This is a genomic window from Pauljensenia sp. C0170B4 (genome assembly GCF_056590235.1).
In genome coordinates this window covers 190,599-213,692 of sequence record NZ_JBWPVS010000003.1, presented here as the reverse complement: position 1 = coordinate 213,692, position 23,094 = coordinate 190,599, and the positions used below count along the sequence as shown (strand labels likewise).

Here is a 23,094-nt window from a genome sequence, read left to right as displayed (position 1 = left end):
CGCTCAGAAAGACGACACCTCGTAAAGGGAGCGTCCCTCTTTCACGTGCCCGCGCTGGAGGCCTTACTTGGCAGCTTCTTCAGCTTCCTTGTTGGCCTTCTCATCGGCTTCAAGCTTGGCCTGAGCAGCCTCTTCAGCCGCAGCCTTTTCCTCGTCGGTCGGGGTTTGCGACACGCCCTGCGCGTCATCAGCGCTTTCTACCTCAACGTCAGGCAGTTCAACATCGGTGTCCAGGTCAGCCCAGTATTCCTCGGCCCACGGATCTTCGATCGGCTGGCTTCGACGCCACAACAGGTATCCCACACCAGCGGCGCTCAGCCCCAGTGCCGTCCAGCCGAGGCACTTGGCAACTCGGTGTGACTTACGCTTTGGGGTCGGCGTGGTCAACGCATGTGATCCGGCATCGGCAGCGCGGCGAGCGCGTTCGATCAGGTCACCGTCAGTCTGAGCGGCAGCCGTTGCTTCCGTCCATGCGCGGTTCACGCGAGGCATGTAGTCATCCTCGGCACGCTTACGTGCTTCTTCAACCACGGGACGAACCTTGTCTGCAGCATCGCGGGCACGGTCAGTCGCTTCGTCAATGTAAGGTTGGGCAGACTTGCGGGCGCTGTCTGCAGTCTTGCGAGCATTATCCAATACCTCCTGAGCGCGCGGGCCGGCCCAGTCCAAGCCCTGTTCCGCCAGGTCAGCGACCTTTTCGGCAGCGGCATGAGCCTGCTCAGCCAGAGTGGACCCCAGCTGAACGGCATCAGATTTAATCTGCTCCGGATCGAGTTGGTGTTTCTTAGCCATTGATGCCTCCGGATCTTGTTTCTTCATTGCGACGAATGACGCAAAGGGTCTTCCCCCCTATTGTGCACCGTCACACGATTCAATGCACTTCAATCACACCATAAAAGGCCGGCAGACAGTGACCATTTACGTAAAATGCGCGCTGGGCGAACGGCTGCCCACACGCGTGCTCACAGGCGGAAAATCTGTCACTATAGATTCATGCAAGCTATTCTTCATACTTCACAAGGCGATATCCGCCTGGACCTGTACCCCGACCACGCACCGTTCACGGTGAAGAACTTCGTGGGGCTGGCAACCGGTGAGCGCGTGTGGACGCACCCCGGCACCGGTCAGGAAATGAGCTCACCGCTGTACAACGGCGTGATCTTCCACCGCGTCATCGACGGTTTCATGATCCAGACAGGTGACCCGCTCGGCACCGGCACAGGAGGTCCCGGCTACCAGTTCAATGATGAAATCCATCCGGAACTGAACTTCAACGAGCCGTATGTCCTGGCAATGGCCAACGCCGGAACCCGCATGGGGAAGGGCACCAACGGATCCCAGTTCTTCATCACCGTCGCACCGACCCAGTGGCTGCAGGGCAAGCACACGATCTTCGGCAAGGTGGCCGACGATGAGTCACGCAGCGTCGTCGACGCGATCGCACAGGTTCCCACCGACGGACGCGACAAGCCGCGCGAAGACGTCGTGATTGAATCCGTGGAGATTCTTGACAAGTAGACGCGGGCTGATGCCTGCATCATCAGTGACGAGGGCGACCACCGGTAAGCTGGATACTGCCAGCCCTGACAGCCGGATGGGACGCCCTCGTCCACTGTGGCGGGCGCAGCCCTTCCAACGGTGAGTTCGAACAAAGGATGAGTATGGCCAAGATGCCTCAGTACGGTCAGCGTTCAGACCCGAATGCGGCTCCGCCGTGTCCACGCCACCCTGATGTGCAGTCCATCGACTACTGCAAGGTATGTAACCGGCCGATGTGCTCGCAGTGCCGTGTACCGGTGGAAGTGCGCGCCATGTGTGTGGACTGTGCGAAGAAACGAGGCCGACGCGGACGCCGTCAGATGCGCTGGACTCAAAAACCGACCGTGACGATGGTGCTTATTGGCCTGTGCGCAGTGACATTCGTGGCGATGAAGCTCATTCCGCAGGTCTACAGTTCCCTGGCGTTCATGCCGGCGATCGGATGGCTTGAGCCCTGGCGAATTCTGACGACTGCATTCCTGCATGCCAACGTCCTGCACATCCTGTTCAACCTCGTCGCACTGTGGTTTGTCGGCTCGAGCATCGAGCCTGTGCTTGGATGGTGGCGTTTCCTCATCCTGTATATCGCCAGCGCGATCGGTGGCAGTGCCGGTGTCCTGGCCTGGTGCTTCGTCAGCCGACAAACACTGTTGGTGACCACTGTTGGGGCGTCGGGCGCCGTATTCGGCCTGTTCGCCGCGATTTTCGTCCTTCAGAAGATGAGCGGGATCAATACGACATCGATTCTGATCCTGCTGGCAATCAACCTCGGTTACGGCTTCATCGTGCCCAATATTTCCTGGCAGGCGCATGTCGGCGGCATGATCGTGGGCGCGCTGGTGACGTGGGGCTTTGCGCATATCATGAGGCGCCCGCCGCGTCGCAGGAGCGGTGAGGTCGTCGTCAACCGTCAGGCCGAGGCCACGCGCAAGACACGCATCAGCGCACTGGCCGGTGCAGGAATGCTGATCGCCGTGTGCGCCGTGGTGGCTGTGGAATATGCCGCGTTGCTCGCTTTGAACTACTAGTCGGTTTACGGGCGGACGAGGTGAGGTGAGCGCCGCCGCATGGTAAATGAAGTCAGCGCGCTCGCCGAGCAGCCGAGCTTACCGCCAGCGCAGCGTCATCAGGAAACCGATCAGCATAATGCCGAAACCGATGACCAGGTTCCACCATGAGATACCGGGGATCGGGAAGCGTGCGGACGAGATGTAGTACACCATGACCCACACCAGGCCAACAATGAGCAGTGTAATGAAAGCCGGAGCCCACCACGATGGGCTCATGGGGATGTCTTCAGTCCATGAGTGGACTTCGGTATCCTGCTCAGCTACTTCGCCGCTTTTGCGCTTGCGTTTTTTCGACTCGGCCACAACCTACTCCTGATCGCTCTCCCGGAATGGGGCCGGGACTTGAATAACTGCCGTGGCGCGTTATGCGCCTGGATATCCTCTAGCGTAGTCTCGGAGTGGGGTATCGGCCAAAGCGATCGACGCGCGGTGGTCGTTTTCGGTCTATCTCACTGTGGTCTGCCGCCTGCCAACGTGATGCACCCACCGCTCAGATATGGTCCGACCAGTCAGGAGGGATGATGAGCGACAGCGATTCGCCGCAGTCACCTCCGCCGAGCTATGCCCCGCGTGCGCGGATGGATCCACCACGTAAACGTTCAGGGGAGCGTTCGCCCAAGAGACGAACGTGGAAGAAAACCCGCTCAGCACTGGCAATCCTGGTCGTGATGGTCACCTGCGGCGTCGTCTTCGGCATAGCGGCCTCCAATACGCGGGGCCAGGCATCAAGCAGCGACGTCAACCTGCTGTCCATGGTGCGAGACAGGCAGGAAACCGTTCAGGAGCTGACAGATCAGCGCAACAGCCTGCGCGAATCCATCCATCGCTACGTGGACACCACCTCATCGAGTGACGATCCTGCAACGAATGAGGGAGCTGCCTCGTCAATCCCGATCGGAACGACTACCGCTGTTCAGGGGCCGGGTGTCACCGTCACGCTCACTGACGCGCCTGCAGATCAGATTCTGCCCGAGGGCGCCCAGCCCGACGATCTGGTGATTCACCAGCAGGACATTGAAGATGTGATGAATGCGTTGTGGCGCGGCGGTGCGGAAGCGATGACGGTGCAGGGCAAGCGCGTCACGTCACGCTCGGTCATTCGCTGTATCGGCAACGTCATCCTGGTGGACGGCACCTCGTATTCACCGCCGTATGCGATTTCCGCCATAGGCGATCCTGATCGCCTCAAGCGAGCAATCAATTCAGATGAGAGAATAATCAACTATAAGAGGTATGTCGTGAAGTACGGCCTGGGCTGGCGTCTGGATGAAGAAAAGGACTTGACATTCACCGCACTGCCCGAAGACACTTCACCTCAGTACGCGCGCATTGTGGAGGATCATGGCTAGTTCAGGCACACCGGCTCACGTCCGGAGGATTGAGAGCGCCCCAGCATCATTGCCGACCCGCATCATCGGAGTGATCGGTGAGTTGCTCATCACCGTTGCCATCATCCTGGGCCTCTTCGCGTTCTGGCAGTTGTTCTGGACGAGCTACCAAGTCAGCGGGCCGGCGCAGGAAACGGTTCTGCAATTCGAACAGGAACACCAGGCCCCGCAAAAATCAGGTGAACGGCGCACGGATGAACCACCGGCGATCGATCAGCCTGCTCCTGGTGAGGTGTACGGCGTTGTTCACGTGCCGAAATGGAACTGGGCAAAGATTCCGCTTGCTGAAGGCACCACTCCCGATGTGCTCGCGAAAGCGTATGCCGGGCACTACGTGGAAACGGCTCAGCCGGGCGCCCTCGGCAATTTCTCTGTCGCCGGGCACAGGCGAACCTACGGCAACAACTTCCGTTTCATTGACCGCCTCGAACCTGGTGACCAGGTCGTTGTCGAAACGGCCAACACGTACTACGTGTACACGATGGACAATTTCGAGATCTACTCCGCCGACGATGAAACAAACATCAAGACGATCGCTCCAGTCCCCGGCGACCTCAGTTTTTCTGAAACCCCTACCGAGCGGTGGATGACGATGACGACGTGCCATCCCGAGTGGTCGAACACGGAGCGATACATCGTGCACCTCAAGCTGGATTCGTGGACGCCCAAGGAAACCGGTGTTCCTGCAGCACTGGCCAACGAGCCTGCGAAATGACCGCCGTATTTGTCTTGCCCCGCGTGTGAAGAGAGGATTCGACCAACATGTACGCATGGATTTTCCGCCACCTACCTGGCCCGGCCTGGCTCAAGACCATCGAGGCTATTTTGCTGATCGTTCTTGTCATCGCCGTGCTGTTCCAATGGGTGTTCCCGTGGTTCCAGTCCACTTACATTGACGGGAACGTCACCGTCTGATGACAACACCTGGAAACGACTCGTCAATGGCCCCAACCGAATCTGCTCCGCGCCAGCGTCGAATCCTGTGCGTGGACAACTATGACTCATTCGTCTGGACCATCGTCGGCTACCTGCGTCACCTCGGCGCGCACGTGGACGTCGTGCGTAACGACCAGGTGGATCTTTCCCTCATTGACGAGGGCGCCCGCGGGGCCGCTGCTGATGGTGAGCGTACGTATGACGGCGTGCTCGTCTCACCCGGGCCAGGCCGACCCGAGGAGGCAGGAAGCCTGCTTGATGTGATCGATGTGTGTGCCAGATGGCACGTACCGATGCTGGGAGTGTGCCTGGGGCATCAGGGACTGGGTGAGTATTTCGGAGCGGACGTGGTGCGCGCTCCCGAATTGATGCACGGTAAGACCTCACCGATTACGCACGATGGGCGCGGTGTTTTCGCCGGCGCGGAGAATCCTCTCACCGTCACGCGTTATCACTCGCTGGTTGTCGATCCTGCGACGGTGCCGGAGTGCCTGGAGGTCAGTGCGACCACGGACAGTGGCATCATCATGGCGTTGCGCCACAGAGAGCTTCCTCTTGAGGGCGTGCAGTTCCATCCTGAATCGGTGATGACGCGCTCGGGCCACCTCATGCTGGCCAACTGGTTGGCAGCCTGCGGTGACGCGGATGCGCCCAGGCGCGCACGTGAGCTGACACCTGTGGTTGCCGAGCGCTCTGAGCTAACCGACTAACGGGCCGACCGCGGGGCCGGGCACCGAGCCGGCGCTTACCGTCGATTACTTAGTTGCCACTTTGAGAGCCTGAGGACGATCCCCTCGAGACGTACACCTTCACCGTGCCACCCTGGGAGACGAGCTGGCCTTCGCCGGGCTCAACGTTGACGACCATTCCCTTGGCGACATCGTTGCTGTCCATCTCGTACACATCCGGAACCAGTTTGAGTTCCTTGAGAGCGTTGACCACAGCTTCCTGGGACTGGCCGGGAAGGCCGGCAGGGATAGCCACATTTCCGGACGCAAGCTGCAGCGTGATTTCTGAATCCTTGGCGACTTTTTCACCGGCAGCGGGTGCGGAGGAGACGACACGATCCTTCGCCTGCTCGGCGGAATCGACGCTCGTGACCGATCCGACCCGCAGTCCGGCTGCTTCGATCGTGGAACGCGCCTGCTCCTGGCTCATTCCGTTGACATCAGGAACGGCAACCTGGTTGCTGCCCGAGGACACGATGAGCGTAACCGTCGATCCCTTCTTGGCCATTTCCTTAGCCTTCGGTGAGGTTTCGACGACGCTGCCTTCAGCAATATCATCGGATGGCTTCTTCTGGTCGGAGACCTTTACTTCGAAACCGGCGTTTTCCAGGATTGTGCGCGCCTGATCCACCGGATTGCCGGTGACATCAGGAACGGGCTGGGAAGCTGGTCCCGAGGAGAGGAACACAGTAACTGACGAGCCTTCTTCGACCTGGGTGGAGGGCGGCGGATCAGACTGAGCGACGCGGCCTTCTTCCACATCTTCCGATTCGACGGGATCACCAATGGCGAAGACCAGCCCCGCACCTTCGACAGCCTGTTTGGCTTCCTCCTGCGTCATGCCGATCAGAGCATCAGGAACGGTGACCTTTTCAGGATCCTTGTTCGACTGCATGAGGGCGACCGCACCGATTCCCAGCGCGCCAATCAGAAGAATCACCAGTGCGACGATCAGACCTGTGCGCTTCTTGCGCGGTTCTGCTTCCTCCTCGGTCGCCACAGACGTGTCAGCGTACTGGGCACGGTTCCTGTTCGTATAGCTCGGCGGTGGCGGGGGAGGCGATGACATCTGCGACAACGGCATCGTGGCGGTCGCACCAGATGAGCTGCCCGCATTGGCCAGTGCGGCCGTCTCCCACACCTGGGTGGCAGGTGCATCCACGTCAGCACCGTGTACGGCCCGGATCAGGTCAGAACGCATCGATGCTGCTGAGGAGTACCGATCCTCACGATCCTTCGCCAGGCACTTCATCACCACTCGGTCAAGCGACTCCGGAATATCCGGTGTAATGGACGAGGGCAGCGGTGGCGTCGAGGAGACATGCTGATAGGCCACGGCAACGGCGGAATCTCCCTTGAACGGCGGCCGGCCTGTGAGCAGTTCAAAGAGGACGATGCCGGTGGAGTACAAGTCGGAACGCGCGTCGACCTGTTCACCGCGGGCCTGCTCAGGGGACAGGTACTGCGCCGTGCCGACTACCGCATTGGTCTGCGTCATGGTCGCCTGAGAATCTGTCAGAGCGCGGGCGATACCAAAATCCATCACCTTGACCTTGCCGTCAGTGGTGAGCATGATGTTGCCCGGCTTGATGTCGCGGTGGACGAGCGACTGCGAGTGGGAATATTCCAGTGCCGACAAGACGCCGGATACGATCTCGACCGCCTCGTCGATCGGAACCGGAGTGCCGTCAGCCAGCAGATCCTTAACGGTGTGTCCTTCGACGTACTCCATCACGATGTAGGGGACGGATACTCCCGAACCATCGGGCGTGGTGACGACCTCTTCGCCAGTGTCATACACGGCGACGATATTGGGGTGGTTCAAAGAGGCTGCCGCCTGCGCTTCACGGCGGAAACGGGTCTGGAAGATCGAATCGCGCGCCAGGTCTGTTCGCAGCATCTTGATCGCGACGATGCGACTCAGGCGCGTGTCGAATCCCAGGCGGACTTCCGCCATGCCGCCTCGCCCGATGAGCGAGCGGATTTCGTAGCGTCCGCCTAGACGGTGGGCCATGGAATCGGCCATGTGTGAGCCTCCTCGATGATGAATTGACTCATCCCTAGGGGTAGAGACAATGATCCAAATCTATTGTAAAGGGTGGCAATGACGATCAGGACGATCGTGACAAAGATCAGTGCGATGATCAACGCCCGTCCCAGGACATCGCGCCGTGTCAGTGGCGGTGACACCTGCGAACGGTTGAAGCGCGTGGGTGTCGGCGAGCTCGCCTCATCGTGCTTGTTGAACCCGTTGCGCGCATTCGCACGGTCCACTGCGTGCCACCGGACGCGTGGGCGACCATCGCTCGACGAGCCAGATGTGTGCGCAGCTGTCGACGCACCGGATGCGCGATTCTTAGTCGAGGCGGCAGGGGAGTGCCCTGTCGACCCGGAGTGACTGCGGGACGCCTCATGCTTGGTGTCGCGTGCCTGCGCAGTGGCACGCGCGCTTTGTCGCCTTAGCGCTTCCTGACGCTCCTGACGTTGCCTACCGGCCTGCAGGCGGCGTTCATGTGCCTCACGTTCGCGCTCCGCTGTCGCCTGAGCTTCCACTTCTTCGCGTTGACGCTGCTCCTGACGCTGGCGTTCCTCGGCGCGCTGTTTGAGGCGAGCCACCAGTTCTCGTCGACGCCGCTCGCGGGGATCCAGTGGTTTGTCGAGGGCATCCTCGTCAATGGTGGTATCGATTGTCAGATCCAGAACGGGAGCGACAGACGTTGTTGCATCAGCGAGAGCAGGGCCACCCCCGGCAGGAGTCGCTGGCATGGCAGGCGTGGCTGACGTGTCCTGGTGGGACGGCGCGATGACGGGCGGCTGAGCGGTGGTGTCGTCGGTAATCTCAAGGGCAGGAAGCGGGCGGGGAGCTGTCGACAGGTGCAGCGTGTGAGCAGCCTGAACCAGTTCACGAGCCAGAGCCGCACCGGATTGGGGACGAGACTTCGGGTTCTTCTCCAGCAGCTTCATCACGATCCGAGCAAACGGTTCAGGCACGCTGAATGGCAGCGGCGGCACAGGGTCATTGACGTGCGCAAACGCAATATCGACCTGGGTCTTTCCCGTGAACGGGCGCTTACCCGATGCAGCTTCGTAGGCAATGACACCAAGGGCGTACAGATCCCCAAGGGTTGTCGCCACTTCACCCATTGCCTGCTCGGGAGGCAGGTACTGAGCGGTTCCCATCACCATGCCTGCCGCTGTCATAGCGGCCTGATCGGCAGTGCGGGAGATCCCAAAGTCGGTGAGTTTGACGACTCCGTCAGGCCTGATCAGGATATTGGCCGGTTTGATATCGCGATGCACCACTCCTGCCGCTGCCGCTGCGTGCAGAGCCATCGCCACCTGAATCATCATCGGAATGATGTCCCGCACCTCCAGGGTGCGCCCACCGCGCAGGTAGTCCGTCAGGGGGCGGCCCTCGACCAACTCCATCATGATCCAGCCATACCCGCCGGCCTCGCCCGAATCCAGAACAGACGCAATGTTGGGATGCTCGATACGCATCGCGTTACGTGCCTCGATGCGCAGACGGGACAGCGGAAGCTGATGGCCGGACAGTTCCGGCCGCAACACTTTGGCCGCCACGATGTGCCCGGTCTGCTTATCACGTGCCTTCCACACTTCACCCATGCCGCCCTGTGCGATCCGCGTGAGCAGCATGTAGCGCCCGCCCAGCAAGTGTCCGGGCATGTAATGGTTATGCGTTGCTTCACTCATTGCAGGCCAGCCTCCAAAACGGCACGTGCGATCGGACCGGCCGTGTCACCACCATGAGGTACGGGCTGTTCATCATCACCTTCCACCAAAACGGCTATCGCGATCTGCGGGTCGTCGGCCGGGGCGAACGCAACGGTCCACGCATTGGCCTTGCCGGACCCGTCACCCGTTTCCGCCGTGCCGGTCTTTGCCGCCACTTGCCAGTTGCTCAGCGCCATCAGGCCGCCCGTGCCGTACGGCTCATTCACCGTTGACACCATCATCGAGGTCAGCTGGGAGGCCACACCAGCGCTGATCGGTTCAGCAAGCCTGGTCGGTGTCATCTGCTGAGTGGACTGCAGATCGGCGTCCACGATCTCACGTATGAGCTGCGGCTTCATCATGACGCCGTGGTTACCCACCGCCGCGGCCACCATCGCCATCTGCATCGGGGTCACCTGGACGTCAAACTGTCCGATCGATGTGAGCGCCCGTTCAGGCGCATTGGCATCTTCCGGGTAACGCGAGGGTGTCACCGTCAGCGGAATGGACAGTTCCGTTCCGAATTGAAAACGCTCGGCCATGTTGGCCAGTGCCGTGTCAGGCAGCTGCTGAGAGGCAATGACAAAGGAGGTGTTGCAGGAGCGGGCGAATGCTTCACGCAAGGCAGGTTTTCCGTTGCCGCAGGTTGTGGATTCGATATTCGACACCGTCGTAGTGGACTCGGGCAGTGGTGTCTCCACCGGCGAATCGACGGGCGTATCGGGTGTCATGCCGTTTTCGAGCAGGGCTGCTGCCGTCAGGATCTTGAACGCTGACCCTGGTGCGTACCGATTTCCCGCGATCGCACGGTTCGTCAGCGGCTGCGCAGGGTCGGCAACCAGGGCGTCATAGGCATTTTGAACAGTCTGAGCATCGAAAGAGGCCAGTGGATTGGGATCGTAGCTGGGTGATGAATACAAGGCCAGTACCGCTCCAGTTTTTGGGTCGAGGGCGACCACCGCGCCTTTCCTGGCACCGAGTTCTTCAGCTGCCACCTGCTGCATCTGTTCATTCAGTGTCAGAACCACGCCACCGCCCTGACGCTCCGACCCTGTGAACAGGGTGCGGATCCGATGCATCAGGAGGGCGTCCGACCGGCCATCCAGAACGTCTTCGGATGCGCGCTCAATGCCGCTGGCCTGAGAAAACACAGAAGAAAAGTAGCCAGTGACATGTGCGTAGAGCGGGCCTTGCGAGTAGTAGCGTTGGAAGCGTGCAGAGCCCTCCTCCTTTGAGGAAGAAGCAACGGCGTCACCACCGACGATAATGGGGCCACGATCGATTTCTGCGGCGTGCAAGATGGTGCGAGTATTACGTCCATCTGCGTTCAGGGATGGAGCCTGGAAGAACTGGATAGACGTTGCCGCGCATGCCAGGGCGGCAAACATGACAAGCATCAACAGGAACAATCTGCGGATCTGCGTGTTCACTGTGCCTCACCACCCTCAGATGCAGTGGCGGTTGTGCGGTGATCGGCACTTGCGGAGCGTGACTGAGCCAGCGCATTGTCACCGGCGTGGGAAGCGTGTCCACTGATTGCTGAGGAGGGGATCGGGCGGGTGGGGCGCCTCGCAGCATCGGAAATACGCACCAGCAACGCGATCATCACCCACGACGCCACCATCGATGATCCGCCGGCAGCAAGGAAAGGGGCAGTCAGGCCGGTCAACGGAATGACTCGCGTAATACCCCCCAGGACGACGAACACCTGAAGTCCCAGTGAGAAGCTCAAACCAGCAGCCAGTAGCTTGCCGAATCCGTCGCGCACACCGATGGCTGCGCGCAAACCGCGCTCGATCAAAATCAGGTACAGCAGCAAAATGGCCAGCAGCCCGGTCAGTCCGAGCTCTTCAGCCAGTGACGACAAGATGAAGTCGGACTCGGCGTGGACCACGAGGTGCGGGTAGCCACGCCCCCAGCCGGTGCCCATCAGTCCGCCGGAAGCCTGACCGAAGAGGCCCTGGACGACCTGATAGGACCCCACTTGCGCGTTGTACACGTCATTGTCCAGGGCATTGAGCCATACGTTGAAACGGTTCTGAACGTGTGGGAACGCGCGTACTGCCAAAATAACGGCGGGAGTGAACATGACAACGCCGATCACCAGCCACGAGGGACGGTTGGTCGCCACGTACAGGATCGCCACGAACATGCCGAAGAACATGAGGGATGTGCCCAAGTCACGCTGGAGTACCAGAATCGCGATGCCGATGAGCCACACCACCAGGATCGGACCTAGGTCACGTGCGCGCGGCAGGCGCATTCCCAGGATCTTCGGACCGCCGATGGCCAGTGAGTCCCGCTTGTTGACCAGGTAGCCGGCAAAGAAGATGGCTAGGGTGACTTTGACGAGTTCGCCTGGCTGCAAGCTGAGCGGCCCCATGCGGATCCACACGCGCGCGCCCATTTGTTCACTGCCGATGACAGGGAGCATGGGCAGGAGCAACAAGACCAGGGAGATCACTCCGAACGTGTACGTAAAGCGGCGCAGGAGGCGGTGATTCCGCACCACGATCAAGGTGAGTGCTGCGGCAACCAGTGCGACACCCACCATGATGAGCTGCTTCGTGCTGGTTGGCATGAGGTGGCCACCAGATTCAGTGTCGTAACGCCCGAGCATGTCATAGGTCAGATCCAGGCGGTAAATCATCGCCAGTCCCAGCCCGGTCAATGCCACCGAGATCGGCAAGATGACAGGATCGGCGTAGGGTGCCAGCACGTGCATCCCGATTTCAGCGGCTATGGCAACCACCAGCAGGATCACGATATGCATCCCCAGGTTCGGGGGGATAACGCCGGTGCGGTTGATCGTCGTCAGCACGTAGCCGCCGATTCCGATGGCCAGTGCCACCACCATGAGCGCAATTTCCACCAGGCGTCGAGGACGTGTCGGCGCCACCATCACTGTTGCCATTACAGTGCCTCCACGTCGGAGGAATCACTGTGGCGGAGCGACTGTGGCTGCGGCTGGGTGCCCGACTGTGAGGAACGTGATGACTGTGGCCGGTCACCACCCGATTGGGCATCCGTACTGTCTGGTCCCTGGGCACTCACGGGTGCCAGCTGCGCAATATATGCGTCGATTTCCTCGCGTGAGGAACGGGTGACAGGTTCCTGCAGTCGTTCACGATCCACGTTATCGAGGGAAGCCAGCGAAATAGAGGTGACCTCCACGCGGTGCGAAAAGGCCCACGGCCCCAGCGTCTGAGGAATTCCCTGGTAGATGGCGACCGCCCCGTCCTCGCCAATCGCATAGTACTGCTGCTGTGACCAGCGGTATCCCAAAAAGCCTGCCAGGACCACAGCTGCTACGGCCAGCACACCCACGGCAATGGTCCACCACCGCATGCGAGGCCGCTCAGGTTCAGCGGCATCCTCGTCAGGATCTGAAAGTGAATGAGTCGAGGTTGATCGGGCCAGGGCCGCTGCGCGCGCAGCAGCACCGTCACCTCCGCGGGTGGGTGCCTGACGGTCGGTCGCGGCAGCACCCACAATTTCAGGAGCAGTCTGGTTCGTTGTGCCTGCCGGAACAATATCCGCGATCACGCACGTCACATTGTCAGGCCCACCGGCACGCAACGCCAGGTCAATGAGCTTTTCGGCGCACTCGCCCGGATCTTCATACTCGGTCAGCACCGAACCGATCGTGTCTCCCGATACCACTCCGGACAGACCGTCTGAACACAGCAGCCAGCGATCTCCCACAACAGCCTGACGCATGGTTTCGTCAGGAACCACGCTGGCCTGCGAATCCCCTAGAATCTTCAGCACCACGTTGCGCTGAGGATGCTGTTCAGCCTCGTCAGGCGTGATCTGGCCACTGTCAACAAGGTACTGGACAAAAGAATGGTCAGTGGTGACCTGCGTGAGGGTGTGGCCACGCATCACGTAGGCACGAGAATCACCAATATGGACCATCGCCAGTTTTGAGCCGGCACGCATGATCGCAATGCAGGTGGTTCCCAGACCCTTCAGCTCCGGGTCAGTTTCCGAGCGTTCACAGAGCTCATCGTGTGCATCCACCAGGCTGTCATGCAGGAGCTTGGCGATCGAATCAGCTGGATATGATTCCGAATCCAGGTGCGCCAGGTGGGCGATCGCGACGGATGAGGCGATATCACCGCCGGCCGGGCCGCCCATACCGTCAGCGAGTACAAGCAAATTGGGGCCCGCGTAGGCAGAGTCCTGATTGTTCTTGCGGACCAGTCCGATATCAGACCGGGCTGCATAGTGAAATTCGATTGCTTCAGGACTCACGACGCTCACCTGACCAATTCAAGCGTGGTTTGTCCGATGCGAATCGTCGTGCCGGGATGGACGACGGTCGGCTGTGTGATGCGCTCGTCGTCCACGAACGTGCCGTTGCGGGAGCCGAGGTCCTCGATGACCCATTCGCCGTCTTGTGGGGAGAGCATGGCGTGCTGCCCCGAGACGTACTCGTCCTCCAGCACCATGATGCAGTTCGGGGAGCGTCCGATGGTGATCTGGGCGGAGCCAAGTGTCAGAGTCATTCCGACCAGCGGGCCGCCTGTAATGAGCAGTGATCTGGGAATCAGTTCATCTGATGCGCGATCCTTGCGAGCTTTCTGCGACTTCTTGCGTCTCTTGTCAGCGGTACGCCGGCCCTTGCCACGAGGGGTGACAACGGTTCCGAAAATGTCTCGACGCAGCGTGGACACTGCGGCGAGCACCATCAGCCACAGCAGAGCCAGGTATCCGACGCGAAAAACAGTAAATGCCAGATCGCTTGTCATCACCGTTCCTCGTCAGCTGGTTCAGGATGGGTCCAAAACAGAATCCGGGTTCTGCCCACCGTCAGTTGGTTGCCATCCACCAGCGTAGCGGCATCGATGCGGTGTCCCTCCACAAAAGTCCCGTTCGTGGAACCCAGGTCTGTTGCGATGACCCCGGTGGGAGTGATGCGCAGTTCGAGGTGATGGCGTGACACGCCTGAATCGGTGATGACAATGTCGCAGTCTGAGCCGCGCCCGATCACGGTGACTGGTTCGGTCAGCAGCCAGCGGTCTCCATCCACATCGATGATCGGATGTTCAGGGGAAGCCTCGAGCACTGTCGCTGGAGCGACTGCGCCGCGCTCATTGGCAGCTTCAACGATGAGTTGCCCGGTCAGTTCAGATTCGTCTTCCTCGAAACTGACTGCGATGGGGCCAAGCAATGCATAGCCGTGCTGAGTGGCGTACTCTGTCGCGTCGCGTTCAAATTCATCGACGAGGACGGGCATGTCGTCACCGATGGATTCCAGATCCGTCACGGAGGTACGCACGACGAACTTATTGGGCGCGATGGTGCGGTCGGAGGAGACTTCCTGGAGGTTATCCTCCATGGCACGTCGGATTGCAGAATTCACGTCAACTGGCTTGAGGCCGGAACGAAAGACACGAGAAAAAACCGAGTTCACACCTTTTTCGACCGCGTTTTCGAAACGATCAAAGATGCTCATGGCGTCCCCTTCCCTTGCGTCACGCGTAACACTCCGATCACGCATGCACTACTGATGCAGTGCAAAGGCCAGTGTAACCGTGTCGGCGGAACACTCCTAAGCGAACATTCCGACGAGGACAGGACCGACAGGACTTCAGCTGTCTGCGGCACAGAGTCGGTACTCATAGTAACGACAATACCGGCATGGTTGAGTCTAGTGGAACATAAAAGGGTGGATTCTGGCCGATTGGCTCGCTATCATCGGCGCCATGATGGCACTACGTGAATACAACGGCAGTTCCAACCGCCTCGGCCGGCACCGGTGGTGCACCGCCCTGGCGTGCGTCGCTGTGCTCACGGGGCTCACGGCGTGCAATCCTGGTTCTGGGGACACTGCGCCGTCGGGCACACAGGAATCAGGCCAGTCTGCTGCGTCAAGCGCACCCCAGCCTGGCCCGCCCACCTCACCTGCCGGGATACGGTCCCACGTCGCTGACATGCCTGAGGCGCTTCCCGCTGATGACCCGCAGATCGGTCATGTCATTGACCGTTCGTCCACGGCAGACATCCCTGTGACCTGGCCGGGTATCCAGGGATTCGACGACGTCAACGCGTTCATGGAGCAGCGGGCCCTTGAGATGGCATCCTGGCCGGATTCTCAGGAAGTGCGCTACGACGTGTCCTTCGCTGCGGGGCAGTGGATCGGGTTCGTCCTCGAAGCCATCACCTGCACCGACGACGGCGAGGTCACGCGCTCGTCATCATGGATCGTTGATACCCAGGACCAAACGGTGGCGCCTGCGGCCACCCTCGTCAATGAGGATGAGCGGGTGCAGCTGTTCCCTGCCGCCAAGCGTGCGTTGCGTGAGGCAGATCGAGACCCGGGAACCTATCAGGACGCGTTGGCCAGGCTCGGCTTGCGTACGAACGAGGCGTGGCATGGGCCAGATGATGTGCGAATCGGCCAGGACGGCTCATTTGCGCTGATCCTGAACGCTGATAGTGGAGTGAACGCTGATCGCGCGGTGCTGGAAGTGTCCCCCGATCAGGCTGCCGAGGTGTCGAGCGACCTGGGTCGCGCTGTAACTGCGGCGGTGACAGGAGGCGCGGAATTTGCTGGGCTTCCCCAGCCCGAACCGCCATTCGTTCCCCTCGAGCCGCTGCCCGCAGATGGATCAGGTGTGATGGGTATGGTTCCGACCGAGAATGTGGATTGCAGTGCGGCGCAGTGTGTGGCGTTGACGTTCGACGATGGTCCCGATGCGAACCTGACGCCAAAACTGCTCGATGTGCTTGCATCGAAAGGCGTGCACGCCACGTTCTTCCAGTTGGGACCCAGTGTGGCGGCGCGCCCGGATATCACCGCTCGCGCTGTGAACGAAGGGCATGTGGTGGGGTCGCATTCCTGGTCGCACCCACAGCTCGACACGTTGCCGGTCGAGGGGATCCGTGATGAGGTAGCGCGCTCGCGGGATGCGATTCAGCAGGCCAGTGGGCTGTTGCCGGCGCTGATGCGTCCTCCGTATGGAGCGACCAATGACAAGGTAACCGGCGTGCTCAGTGAGGCGGGTCAGGCAGCGATCTTCTGGGATGTGGATTCTGAGGACTGGAAGAACCGCGACGTCAAGAGCACGACCGATCGGATTATGGCGACTGTGCGCGCCGGGTCGATCGTCCTGATGCACGACGTTCACCCTTCGACCATTGAAGCTGTCCCGGGCATCATTGATCAGTTGCAGCGCCAGGGCTTCACGCTGGTCACAGTGCCAACGCTGCTCGGTGGCGTGGAGGCTGGGCAGTCGTATTATTAGGGGGCTGGCGCTGCCGCGGAGGCAGCGTTACTGGCGAGTAGGTGGCCGGCGGTCATGCTTACTCAGCAGGCGGCAATTGGCCAGCCTCGCAGCATCCCGCTGGCGCTGCAGGCATTGCCTAGTGCGTTGAGACGTACGCGATGCTCGTTCCCAGGACATCTGTCACCTGAAGAACACCGCTCGCACCCGCTGGGATCTGGATAGCGACGCTACCAGTGCCTTGCTGTCCCGGTTCAAGGTCCAGAAGGTAGTACGAGTCCTCCAGACCCACGAGGTTGTCATAGTCGTAGTACGTCTGGCCTGCCTCGTCGATGAAGGCGAATGCCAGGAAGGGCAGGGTCTTTTCAGTGCCCTTGTTGGTGAAAGTGACATTGAGCAGGGAGTAAACCGTGCCGTCATCCGGAGGAGTGTTGAACATATTGCCGTTCACAATTTGGTCGGTGGCGTCGGGATTGAATGAATTGATCGCCACGTCCCACTGGCCAACGGTAATGGTTTCTCCCAGTGCTGCGGGATTGTCTCTCGAGGTTTGGGGCGAACTTGCCGTTCCGGGGGTGGGCATCTGTCCAGGCTGCTGTCCTGCCTGACCTGGGTCTCCTGATTGCTGGGGCGTGGTCGGAAGAGGCACGGTAGGTGCTGGGGCAATGGGGCTACTTTGCGGATCTTGATCCTGAGTTTCTGTCGCCGAGGGTTGTTCCTGTTCGTCGACAGTCTCATCAACGTCAGACAGATTGGCCATGATAAAGGCGACGACCAGAGCAATGAGTGCCGAAAGAACCGTCACTGCCAGCGCGATCAGTGCGCTGACGCGCGGCTGGTTCTTCAAGAAGAGCGCGACGAGGGAGCAAATAAACGCGACGCCGAGGATGACCCACCCTACGATCTGCGTCACTGGAATGACAGAGAGGATCAGGCCGAGGACTGCAAGGCCAAGCGCAACAAACGCGACGATGTTGATCTTCTTTGTTCCACCGGATTGGTTCGGTAGCTGTGACCATGAGCCACCAGGGCCTTGAGGCCCCTGCGGCCCGTAGGGCCCTTGTGGACTGTTGGGACCCTGCGAGCCATATGGTCCCTGTGGTCCGTACGATCCTTGCGGATTCGTGGGGCCTTGCGAACCGTATGCTCCCTGTGGGGTATAGGGCCCCTGTGGGCCGTTTTGCCATGACGGGGTGGATGACCATTGAGAATTGGACGATGGCCACTGCTGATTGTGTGACCACTGGTCGTTGTAGCCTGGCCCGTTTTGCCCCGGTTGTCCCGGCTGTCCCGGTTGGCCCGGCTGTCCCGGCTGTCCCGGTTGGCCCGGCTGTCTTGCCGAGTTGCCTGCCCATTGCTCATGTGCAGGTGGCATCTGCGCTGTTTGCTGGTCGCGGCTCCAACGGCCGTAATCTCCGTCGGAGTTCGAGCCTTGTGACGTGGGACCTTCGGGGCTGAACCGGCCATCGCCGTCCTGGCTCAAGCTATTCGCGCCTTGTCCATTCCACTGTGCCGTCTGATCTGGCTTGGACTCGAATTGGCGTGCGTTGTCGAAACCGTAGGGACTACTGCCGTATCGCTGGTGCGAGTTGGCGTCGTTACCTGTCGGTGGGCGTGAATTCGTCATGATTCATCCTTCGTTCTACGACATTCGTGCAAGTGCGGTAGATCAGATGCGTGGGCGTGGAACCCAAAGTGGCTCTTTGATTGAGGTCTCAATTCACTTTAAGCGTATCGCCAACAGAGGCATTATGACGGGCGAAGGTGAAAGTTCCCGATGTGTGCCCGTCGAGTACCTGTCGTTACCGTTCGAACCTGGGGTGGTGGGTGGATTCGTCATGGACTGTCCTCGATCAAGTGGGTGAGACTCTAGGTGCGGTTCAATAACGAAATGGGCGCCCATTAAGCTTCGGCGCCCTCTTTATGAACCTATCCCTTTTGGTGACATGACACAGAAAAACGTTGCTCGCATATGCCGACGCATCGGCGTCCAACACGAACGTCCCTCGAACCTCGTCGCACTGTCAACGCTGATCTCTGAATCGATATCTCCCCGCGAGCATGGCTCTGCCGCGATACGTGAGTATGCGCGGCGGTGAGCCACGATACGTCCCCTGCGAGCGTGGGCCCTGTATATGCACCGTCTGGTGCACATACACCTAAATCTTCGTGCCTGCTTTGCATATGCCCCTAGATCTTCCCTGTTTTGGTGCACATTCCCCTAGATTTAACGCGAAAATTGCACATACCCCTAGCTAAAGTCGGCACCCCAAAAGGACAAAACCTATTTCCGCAGGTCAGCCGTCAGTAGCTTCCGGCGGCCTCGAGCCTCACGCGTTAAATCTAGGGGATTGTGCATTTTTACATGACTTTTTAGGGGTATGTGCACGTGGAAGGCTTAAATCTAGGGGTATGTGCACGCGGAGGGTTTAAATCTAGGGGTATGTGCACGAGGCGGGGTTAGAACTAGGGGTATGTGCACGCGGAGGGTTTAAATCTAGGGGTATGTGCACGTGTTGGTGCGCGCGGCAGGACAGCAGTGGCATCCCCGCCCGAAGGATCTGCGGTCAGGACACACCCAAAAAGGCGGTGAAATGCAGAAAGGCCAGCAAGATGTGGAAACGCCGGCAGTGTACTGAAACGCGGCGATATACAGAAAGATCGGGACACCGCCAACACAATGTCAACGATGTCCCGACACATCACATGGTGCGCGAGGGGGGAGTTGAACCCCCACTCCATCAACTGGAACACGGACCTGAACCGTGCGCGTCTGCCTATTCCGCCACTCGCGCGTTGCTATAGAAGATTACGAGGCCGAGGGTGTCTTCGTCAAACCGAATCCACCACAAGAGGTGTTGAGACCAGTCACATTCACTGCCACGGGACACCGGAGCGGAAGATGACGGAGATGACGGTTGCGGCAAGAACCAGGACCAGCCCGATGATGTCTGGCCAGCGAAAACGAACTCGATCGCGCTCAACTGGCGGGATTCCACCGCGCATTGTCATTGCCCTGCCGGTGTCATCGGCACGTCTCGAGGACGCGGATAACGTTGCGGTTGTCATATCCACGATCAATTTGAGCTGACCGCGAAATGTCATCATCGGCCCATCATCTGTCCAGCGCAGGCGCACGGCGTCGAACACTGCCTGCATCTGGTCGCGCACGGTCGACAGACCTCGAAGCGCAAAACTTGCCGCCATTACCCACTCGTCGACGGGAGCTCGAAACCACGTGAGGGGGTGGAGCAGTGTTCGAAGTGCCGGGGCGATTCGTTCAATGGGTGTGGTCCACACGAGCAGCAGTGATCCGAGGATCACTTCGACCATGACGAGGAAGGCGCGGACGAAAATCAATGCACCGCCGCCGATCGCGGCCCCGATCATGCCGCCAATGAAGCCGGCCCAGATCCAGGACGGCAGGCGCGGCCGTGCCGAAATGGGCACGCGTCCGACAACAGCCGCAACCAGGAGACACACGCCGACCGCCGCGACAGTTGGCCACTTGGGAAGCAGGACCAGCAGTGTCGTCAGAATTGCCAGGCAGATGATCTTCGTGCCGACCCACATGCGCGTCAGGGGAGATTCCCACGGCAGCGGGCGGGGCAGTGCCAACGTAGGTGATGGGCGAGGGCGCCTGTGCGTAGCGGCAGATCCGCGAACACCTGTGTTGGATGGCGTATTGCGTGCGAATGTACTCATGACAGTTTCCCTTCGACGAGGGAAAGGTGCCGGGAGCACACCTGATCCAAACCTTCAAAATCGTGCGAAATCACAATAATTCCCATGCCGCGATCCTGCCGGCGTTTCAGCGCGCTGATGACCAGTTCACGCGATGTTGCATCCAGGCCCGCCAGAGGCTCGTCAAGCACAATGAAATTCAGGTCCGCTGCGAATAATCCAGCCAACGCGACGCGTCGCATCTGCCCGCCGGAGAGTTCATCAATACCGCGCCTTTGCAACTCACAGTCCAGTCCCACTTCCGCCATCGCGCGGCTGACCACGTCGTCGACCCGCTCTGTGTCGTCAGGGTCGATGTTGGCGGCCGCGGCAATGTCCAGACGCACGGACGGGCGTTGGAGCTGAAGTCGGGCGAATTGCATCGACATGCCGATGGATCCGACTTGCTGGCTGGAGGGCTTGTCGCCCAGGAGGCAATCTCCCCAGGTGGGAGGCATCAGTCCTGTCATGATGCGTGCCAGTGTCGATTTGCCCGACCCGTTCTCACCTGCGATCAGGACACTCTCACCTGGCGCAACGTCCAGATTAATGTCAAAGAGGACCTGCTTGTGCCACGGGGTCCTCACGTCGTAGGCGTGCGACACGTCGTGCAGTGTCAGCGCCGGGGCGAAGTGATCCCCCCACCGTTTGAGGTGGGACACGATGTCGTCAGCCTCATCGTCGGTGGAGATCAGAGGCGTGACTGGTGCGGTGCGAACCGCGGATGGGTCACCCTCGTCAATGGGGGAGTCGTGCACGCTGCTGGCTGGCGGGCGGGTGGGAGAGGCTGTGGAATCAGTAGCATCGTCGGTGGGGACGGCCACGACATCGGCAGCGCCGCTGGTGAGGTGGCAGGTCAGGGAGCCAGATGCGCCGGTGGTCGTGCTGTCGGTGAGCGGACTGGTCGGGTCGGTGGGAGCACCATCGAAAGTGACGTGACCGTTGTCGAGTGTGATCAGCCGGTCGGCCCGTGCCGCTTCAGTGAGGTCGTGGGTGATGTGAACGACGGTTGTGCCGGTGCGGGGCAGGTCAGCGAGGATGGCGATCAGTTCGGTGCGCCCCTGCTGGTCGATCATGGCGGTTGACTCGTCCGAGATCAGCAGGGCAGGCTGGCGTGCCAAGGCTCCGGCCAGTGCGAGTCGTTGCAGTTGGCCGCCCGACAGGTGACGTACCGGCATCGCGGACAGGCCAGGCAGACCGACCTGATTCAGAAGAATGTCGAGGGGGAGCGCGGCGCGCTCGTCGGAACTCATACCCCACAGGATGTCTTCTTCGACCGTTTCGCCCAGCGATGACAATTCGGTGCGTTGAGCCAGCAGTGCGACCCCGCTATGTCGACCCAGTCCGATCCGGCCGGGCCGCTTCACGGAACCGGCGCTGTGGCGCGCACCGGCAAGAATGGATGCTAGGGTCGACTTTCCAGATCCGTTCGGCCCGGCGATGACGACGAACTGGCCGCGGTCGATGGTGAGGCTCACGCCGTCAAGCGCGTCGCGCGTGGCGCCCGGATAGTGCATGTGGACGTCGGTGAGCGTGGTGGGCAACGGCTGGATCGGGGCGGCATCCTCGTCGACGCGCAGTGGATCTAATGCATTGCCCTGCGGAATACGGGCGAGGACGTGACCCATCAGCCAGTGCGCAACGGTCAATGTGAGTGCGAATGCGAAAAGTACGGATACCGGCAGCCATGCCCACCAGTAGGCCACCATCCAGTCGGTGAAGGTCAGGAACAGGTCGGACATCGGGCGGGTGAGGCTCCATCCGGATAACAGCCGCGCGTAGCCTTTGACCGAGACTCGCACAGATTCAAGCGTGAGTTCCCGCAGGTCGGTGAGCAGCCATAGCGTCAGGTCAGTGAGTGCTCCGAGGATGACTCCGACAATAATGCCGATCAGGAATGCGAATCGGGTGCGGATGTGTTTGCGGTGGAGTGCTCCGACGATCCACCCTGCCAGTGTCGCCTGGATTGCGGTCAGTGCGGTGTTGACTCCGCCGAGGATGGCTCCGATCAGGCAGGTGGTCAGCACGGTGGTCAGTGATGCACGAGGGCGGAGCCTGACCGCAATCATGGCGATCGGGATTGTAGCGATGAGCTGCAGGAAGTTGTTGAAGAACGGCAGGATGGTAGCGCCGACACATGCCACGATTGCCAGTCCGGCAAGCACTCCGCATGAAGCAAGTTCAACCGGTGTGAGCGCGCCGGTCGGGCGTGCGGTGCCTGCCGTGGATCGCGTGTGAGAACGGTGTGATGACAATTGTGTATCCACTGACAGGAACGGCAGGATGACAGGAGGCAGTCTGAAATCAGAGGGTGACGGCTGTGCCGGTTGCTGTGCAGATCAGAGTGCCTTGCATGCAGGTGTAGTGCATCTCAACACTGATCACGGCGTCAGCTCCGAGGAGTTCGGCACGCTCGCACATTTGGTTGACAGCATTTTCAAAAGCGGTCTGCAGGTTTTCCTCGCCTCTTTTGCGTCCGCCGTTGAGCGCTTTCAGCATTCCGCTCGCGGGGAAAGATGAAACAGTTTCACCTGATACAAGGCCGATGTAACGCGTGATCGGCTGACCTTCGATGGACGGTGTCGTCACTGCGAGCATGTTGTCTCCCATCTATTGACGCAACGATTCGGCAGGCTGGCAATGCGACTGCCATGGGCGCCCGCTGCGCCCGAGCCGACCAGTCGGGCGGCCTGAATCCACTTGTATCATTCCACGTGCGCGCCGCGCGCGCACTTACAGTGCG

At 60.3% G+C, this 23,094-nt stretch carries 21 protein-coding genes and 1 tRNA gene; 8 read left to right on the top strand and 14 right to left on the bottom strand.

Annotation, left to right across the window (positions count from 1 at the left end):
- Positions 1-63: 63 nt before the first annotated feature.
- Positions 64-792, bottom strand: coding sequence for a hypothetical protein (locus tag AC1EJ1_RS05225; protein WP_193599986.1), 729 nt, complete (start codon positions 790-792; stop codon positions 64-66).
- A 201-nt stretch (positions 793-993) separates the two neighbouring features.
- Here AC1EJ1_RS05225 and AC1EJ1_RS05220 point away from each other — a divergent pair, with 201 nt between their 5' ends.
- Positions 994-1,518 carry a peptidylprolyl isomerase gene (locus AC1EJ1_RS05220; protein ID WP_058237647.1) on the top strand — a complete coding sequence of 175 codons (525 nt, stop codon included), beginning with the start codon at positions 994-996 and terminating at the stop codon, positions 1,516-1,518.
- A gap of 143 nt (positions 1,519-1,661) precedes the next feature.
- Entirely contained in the window at positions 1,662-2,567 is a 906-nt protein-coding gene (locus AC1EJ1_RS05215) for a rhomboid family intramembrane serine protease (protein WP_227469223.1), read from the top strand.
- A gap of 78 nt (positions 2,568-2,645) precedes the next feature.
- Here AC1EJ1_RS05215 and AC1EJ1_RS05210 read toward each other — a convergent pair whose 3' ends face one another.
- On the bottom strand, positions 2,646-2,912 hold the full coding sequence (locus AC1EJ1_RS05210; RefSeq protein ID WP_058237648.1) for a cell division protein CrgA: 267 nt from the start codon (positions 2,910-2,912) through the stop codon (positions 2,646-2,648).
- A 218-nt stretch (positions 2,913-3,130) separates the two neighbouring features.
- Here AC1EJ1_RS05210 and AC1EJ1_RS05205 point away from each other — a divergent pair, with 218 nt between their 5' ends.
- From AC1EJ1_RS05205 to AC1EJ1_RS05190, 4 genes are read left to right on the top strand one after another with little or no spacing between them, the layout of a single operon-like run.
- Positions 3,131-3,958, top strand: a complete 828-nt coding sequence (locus AC1EJ1_RS05205) for a DUF881 domain-containing protein (RefSeq protein ID WP_227469221.1) — start codon at positions 3,131-3,133, stop codon at positions 3,956-3,958.
- Entirely contained in the window at positions 3,951-4,712 is a 762-nt protein-coding gene (locus AC1EJ1_RS05200; protein ID WP_083314397.1) for a class E sortase, read from the top strand. Before AC1EJ1_RS05205 ends, AC1EJ1_RS05200 begins: the two co-directional genes overlap by 8 nt.
- 47 nt (positions 4,713-4,759) lie before the next feature.
- Positions 4,760-4,912, top strand: a complete 153-nt coding sequence (locus tag AC1EJ1_RS05195) for a hypothetical protein (protein ID WP_193599985.1) — start codon at positions 4,760-4,762, stop codon at positions 4,910-4,912.
- Entirely contained in the window at positions 4,912-5,643 is a 732-nt protein-coding gene (locus tag AC1EJ1_RS05190; RefSeq protein WP_227469219.1) for an anthranilate synthase component II, read from the top strand. Before AC1EJ1_RS05195 ends, AC1EJ1_RS05190 begins: the two co-directional genes overlap by 1 nt.
- Before the next feature lie 49 nt (positions 5,644-5,692).
- On the opposite strand, the gene pknB is transcribed toward AC1EJ1_RS05190, so the two are convergent.
- Genes pknB through AC1EJ1_RS05155 form a run of 7 tightly spaced genes read right to left on the bottom strand, consistent with a single transcriptional unit; the run spans position 5,693 to position 14,857 of the window.
- Entirely contained in the window at positions 5,693-7,687 is a 1,995-nt protein-coding gene (pknB, locus tag AC1EJ1_RS05185) for a Stk1 family PASTA domain-containing Ser/Thr kinase (protein ID WP_070725997.1), read from the bottom strand.
- A complete protein-coding gene (locus AC1EJ1_RS05180; protein ID WP_227469218.1) occupies positions 7,660-9,375 on the bottom strand; it encodes a serine/threonine-protein kinase in 1,716 nt (571 codons plus the stop codon). The genes pknB and AC1EJ1_RS05180 overlap by 28 nt, the downstream gene beginning before the upstream one ends.
- Complete coding sequence (locus tag AC1EJ1_RS05175) at positions 9,372-10,826, bottom strand: peptidoglycan D,D-transpeptidase FtsI family protein (protein ID WP_070725996.1); 1,455 nt, start codon at positions 10,824-10,826, stop codon at positions 9,372-9,374. Before AC1EJ1_RS05175 ends, AC1EJ1_RS05180 begins: the two co-directional genes overlap by 4 nt.
- A complete protein-coding gene (locus AC1EJ1_RS05170; protein ID WP_083314396.1) occupies positions 10,823-12,310 on the bottom strand; it encodes an FtsW/RodA/SpoVE family cell cycle protein in 1,488 nt (495 codons plus the stop codon). Before AC1EJ1_RS05170 ends, AC1EJ1_RS05175 begins: the two co-directional genes overlap by 4 nt.
- The gene (locus AC1EJ1_RS05165; RefSeq protein ID WP_070726143.1) at positions 12,310-13,653 is read right to left on the bottom strand and encodes a PP2C family protein-serine/threonine phosphatase; all 1,344 of its coding nucleotides are present in this window, start codon (positions 13,651-13,653) and stop codon (positions 12,310-12,312) included. Before AC1EJ1_RS05165 ends, AC1EJ1_RS05170 begins: the two co-directional genes overlap by 1 nt.
- 5 nt (positions 13,654-13,658) lie before the next feature.
- The gene (locus tag AC1EJ1_RS05160) at positions 13,659-14,150 is read right to left on the bottom strand and encodes an FHA domain-containing protein FhaB/FipA (RefSeq protein WP_058237654.1); all 492 of its coding nucleotides are present in this window, start codon (positions 14,148-14,150) and stop codon (positions 13,659-13,661) included.
- A complete protein-coding gene (locus tag AC1EJ1_RS05155) occupies positions 14,150-14,857 on the bottom strand; it encodes an FhaA domain-containing protein (protein ID WP_058237655.1) in 708 nt (235 codons plus the stop codon). The genes AC1EJ1_RS05160 and AC1EJ1_RS05155 overlap by 1 nt, the downstream gene beginning before the upstream one ends.
- Positions 14,858-15,107: 250 nt before the next feature.
- Between AC1EJ1_RS05155 and AC1EJ1_RS05150 the strand changes: the two genes are divergently transcribed.
- Positions 15,108-16,649, top strand: a complete 1,542-nt coding sequence (locus tag AC1EJ1_RS05150; RefSeq protein ID WP_070725993.1) for a polysaccharide deacetylase family protein — start codon at positions 15,108-15,110, stop codon at positions 16,647-16,649.
- Between the two features lie 118 nt (positions 16,650-16,767).
- Here AC1EJ1_RS05150 and AC1EJ1_RS05145 read toward each other — a convergent pair whose 3' ends face one another.
- Complete coding sequence (locus tag AC1EJ1_RS05145) at positions 16,768-18,255, bottom strand: DUF4352 domain-containing protein (protein ID WP_480295474.1); 1,488 nt, start codon at positions 18,253-18,255, stop codon at positions 16,768-16,770.
- A gap of 319 nt (positions 18,256-18,574) precedes the next feature.
- On the opposite strand from AC1EJ1_RS05145, the gene AC1EJ1_RS05140 reads away from it, so the two are divergent.
- Positions 18,575-18,727, top strand: coding sequence for a hypothetical protein (locus AC1EJ1_RS05140; protein WP_193599984.1), 153 nt, complete (start codon positions 18,575-18,577; stop codon positions 18,725-18,727).
- A 608-nt stretch (positions 18,728-19,335) separates the two neighbouring features.
- Here the strand turns inward: AC1EJ1_RS05140 and AC1EJ1_RS05135 are convergent.
- The 4 genes from AC1EJ1_RS05135 to AC1EJ1_RS05120 all read right to left on the bottom strand — a co-directional run bounded on the left by AC1EJ1_RS05135 (position 19,336) and on the right by AC1EJ1_RS05120 (position 22,949).
- Positions 19,336-19,423 (bottom strand) — tRNA-Leu (locus AC1EJ1_RS05135).
- Between the two features lie 79 nt (positions 19,424-19,502).
- On the bottom strand, positions 19,503-20,333 hold the full coding sequence (locus AC1EJ1_RS05130) for an energy-coupling factor transporter transmembrane component T family protein (RefSeq protein ID WP_083314562.1): 831 nt from the start codon (positions 20,331-20,333) through the stop codon (positions 19,503-19,505).
- Positions 20,330-22,606, bottom strand: a complete 2,277-nt coding sequence (locus AC1EJ1_RS05125) for an ABC transporter ATP-binding protein (RefSeq protein WP_058237659.1) — start codon at positions 22,604-22,606, stop codon at positions 20,330-20,332. Before AC1EJ1_RS05125 ends, AC1EJ1_RS05130 begins: the two co-directional genes overlap by 4 nt.
- Before the next feature lie 49 nt (positions 22,607-22,655).
- A complete protein-coding gene (locus tag AC1EJ1_RS05120) occupies positions 22,656-22,949 on the bottom strand; it encodes a heavy metal-binding domain-containing protein (RefSeq protein WP_070728262.1) in 294 nt (97 codons plus the stop codon).
- Positions 22,950-23,094: the final 145 nt, after the last annotated feature.

What these genes read in the sequence shown, in the direction of transcription:
- pknB (WP_070725997.1), bottom strand. Translation starts at nt 7,687, where the DNA reads ATGGCCGATTCCATGGCCCACCGTCTAGGCGGACGCTACGAAATCCGC.
- AC1EJ1_RS05205 (WP_227469221.1), top strand. Translation starts at nt 3,131, where the DNA reads ATGAGCGACAGCGATTCGCCGCAGTCACCTCCGCCGAGCTATGCCCCG.
- AC1EJ1_RS05160 (WP_058237654.1), bottom strand. Translation starts at nt 14,150, where the DNA reads ATGACAAGCGATCTGGCATTTACTGTTTTTCGCGTCGGATACCTGGCT.
- AC1EJ1_RS05150 (WP_070725993.1), top strand. Translation starts at nt 15,108, where the DNA reads ATGATGGCACTACGTGAATACAACGGCAGTTCCAACCGCCTCGGCCGG.
- AC1EJ1_RS05225 (WP_193599986.1), bottom strand. Translation starts at nt 792, where the DNA reads ATGGCTAAGAAACACCAACTCGATCCGGAGCAGATTAAATCTGATGCC.
- AC1EJ1_RS05190 (WP_227469219.1), top strand. Translation starts at nt 4,912, where the DNA reads ATGACAACACCTGGAAACGACTCGTCAATGGCCCCAACCGAATCTGCT.
- AC1EJ1_RS05220 (WP_058237647.1), top strand. Translation starts at nt 994, where the DNA reads ATGCAAGCTATTCTTCATACTTCACAAGGCGATATCCGCCTGGACCTG.
- AC1EJ1_RS05140 (WP_193599984.1), top strand. Translation starts at nt 18,575, where the DNA reads ATGACACAGAAAAACGTTGCTCGCATATGCCGACGCATCGGCGTCCAA.
- AC1EJ1_RS05145 (WP_480295474.1), bottom strand. Translation starts at nt 18,255, where the DNA reads ATGACGAATTCACGCCCACCGACAGGTAACGACGCCAACTCGCACCAG.
- AC1EJ1_RS05155 (WP_058237655.1), bottom strand. Translation starts at nt 14,857, where the DNA reads ATGAGCATCTTTGATCGTTTCGAAAACGCGGTCGAAAAAGGTGTGAAC.
- AC1EJ1_RS05130 (WP_083314562.1), bottom strand. Translation starts at nt 20,333, where the DNA reads ATGAGTACATTCGCACGCAATACGCCATCCAACACAGGTGTTCGCGGA.
- AC1EJ1_RS05120 (WP_070728262.1), bottom strand. Translation starts at nt 22,949, where the DNA reads ATGCTCGCAGTGACGACACCGTCCATCGAAGGTCAGCCGATCACGCGT.
- AC1EJ1_RS05170 (WP_083314396.1), bottom strand. Translation starts at nt 12,310, where the DNA reads ATGGCAACAGTGATGGTGGCGCCGACACGTCCTCGACGCCTGGTGGAA.
- AC1EJ1_RS05180 (WP_227469218.1), bottom strand. Translation starts at nt 9,375, where the DNA reads ATGAGTGAAGCAACGCATAACCATTACATGCCCGGACACTTGCTGGGC.
- AC1EJ1_RS05195 (WP_193599985.1), top strand. Translation starts at nt 4,760, where the DNA reads ATGTACGCATGGATTTTCCGCCACCTACCTGGCCCGGCCTGGCTCAAG.
- AC1EJ1_RS05200 (WP_083314397.1), top strand. Translation starts at nt 3,951, where the DNA reads ATGGCTAGTTCAGGCACACCGGCTCACGTCCGGAGGATTGAGAGCGCC.
- AC1EJ1_RS05215 (WP_227469223.1), top strand. Translation starts at nt 1,662, where the DNA reads ATGGCCAAGATGCCTCAGTACGGTCAGCGTTCAGACCCGAATGCGGCT.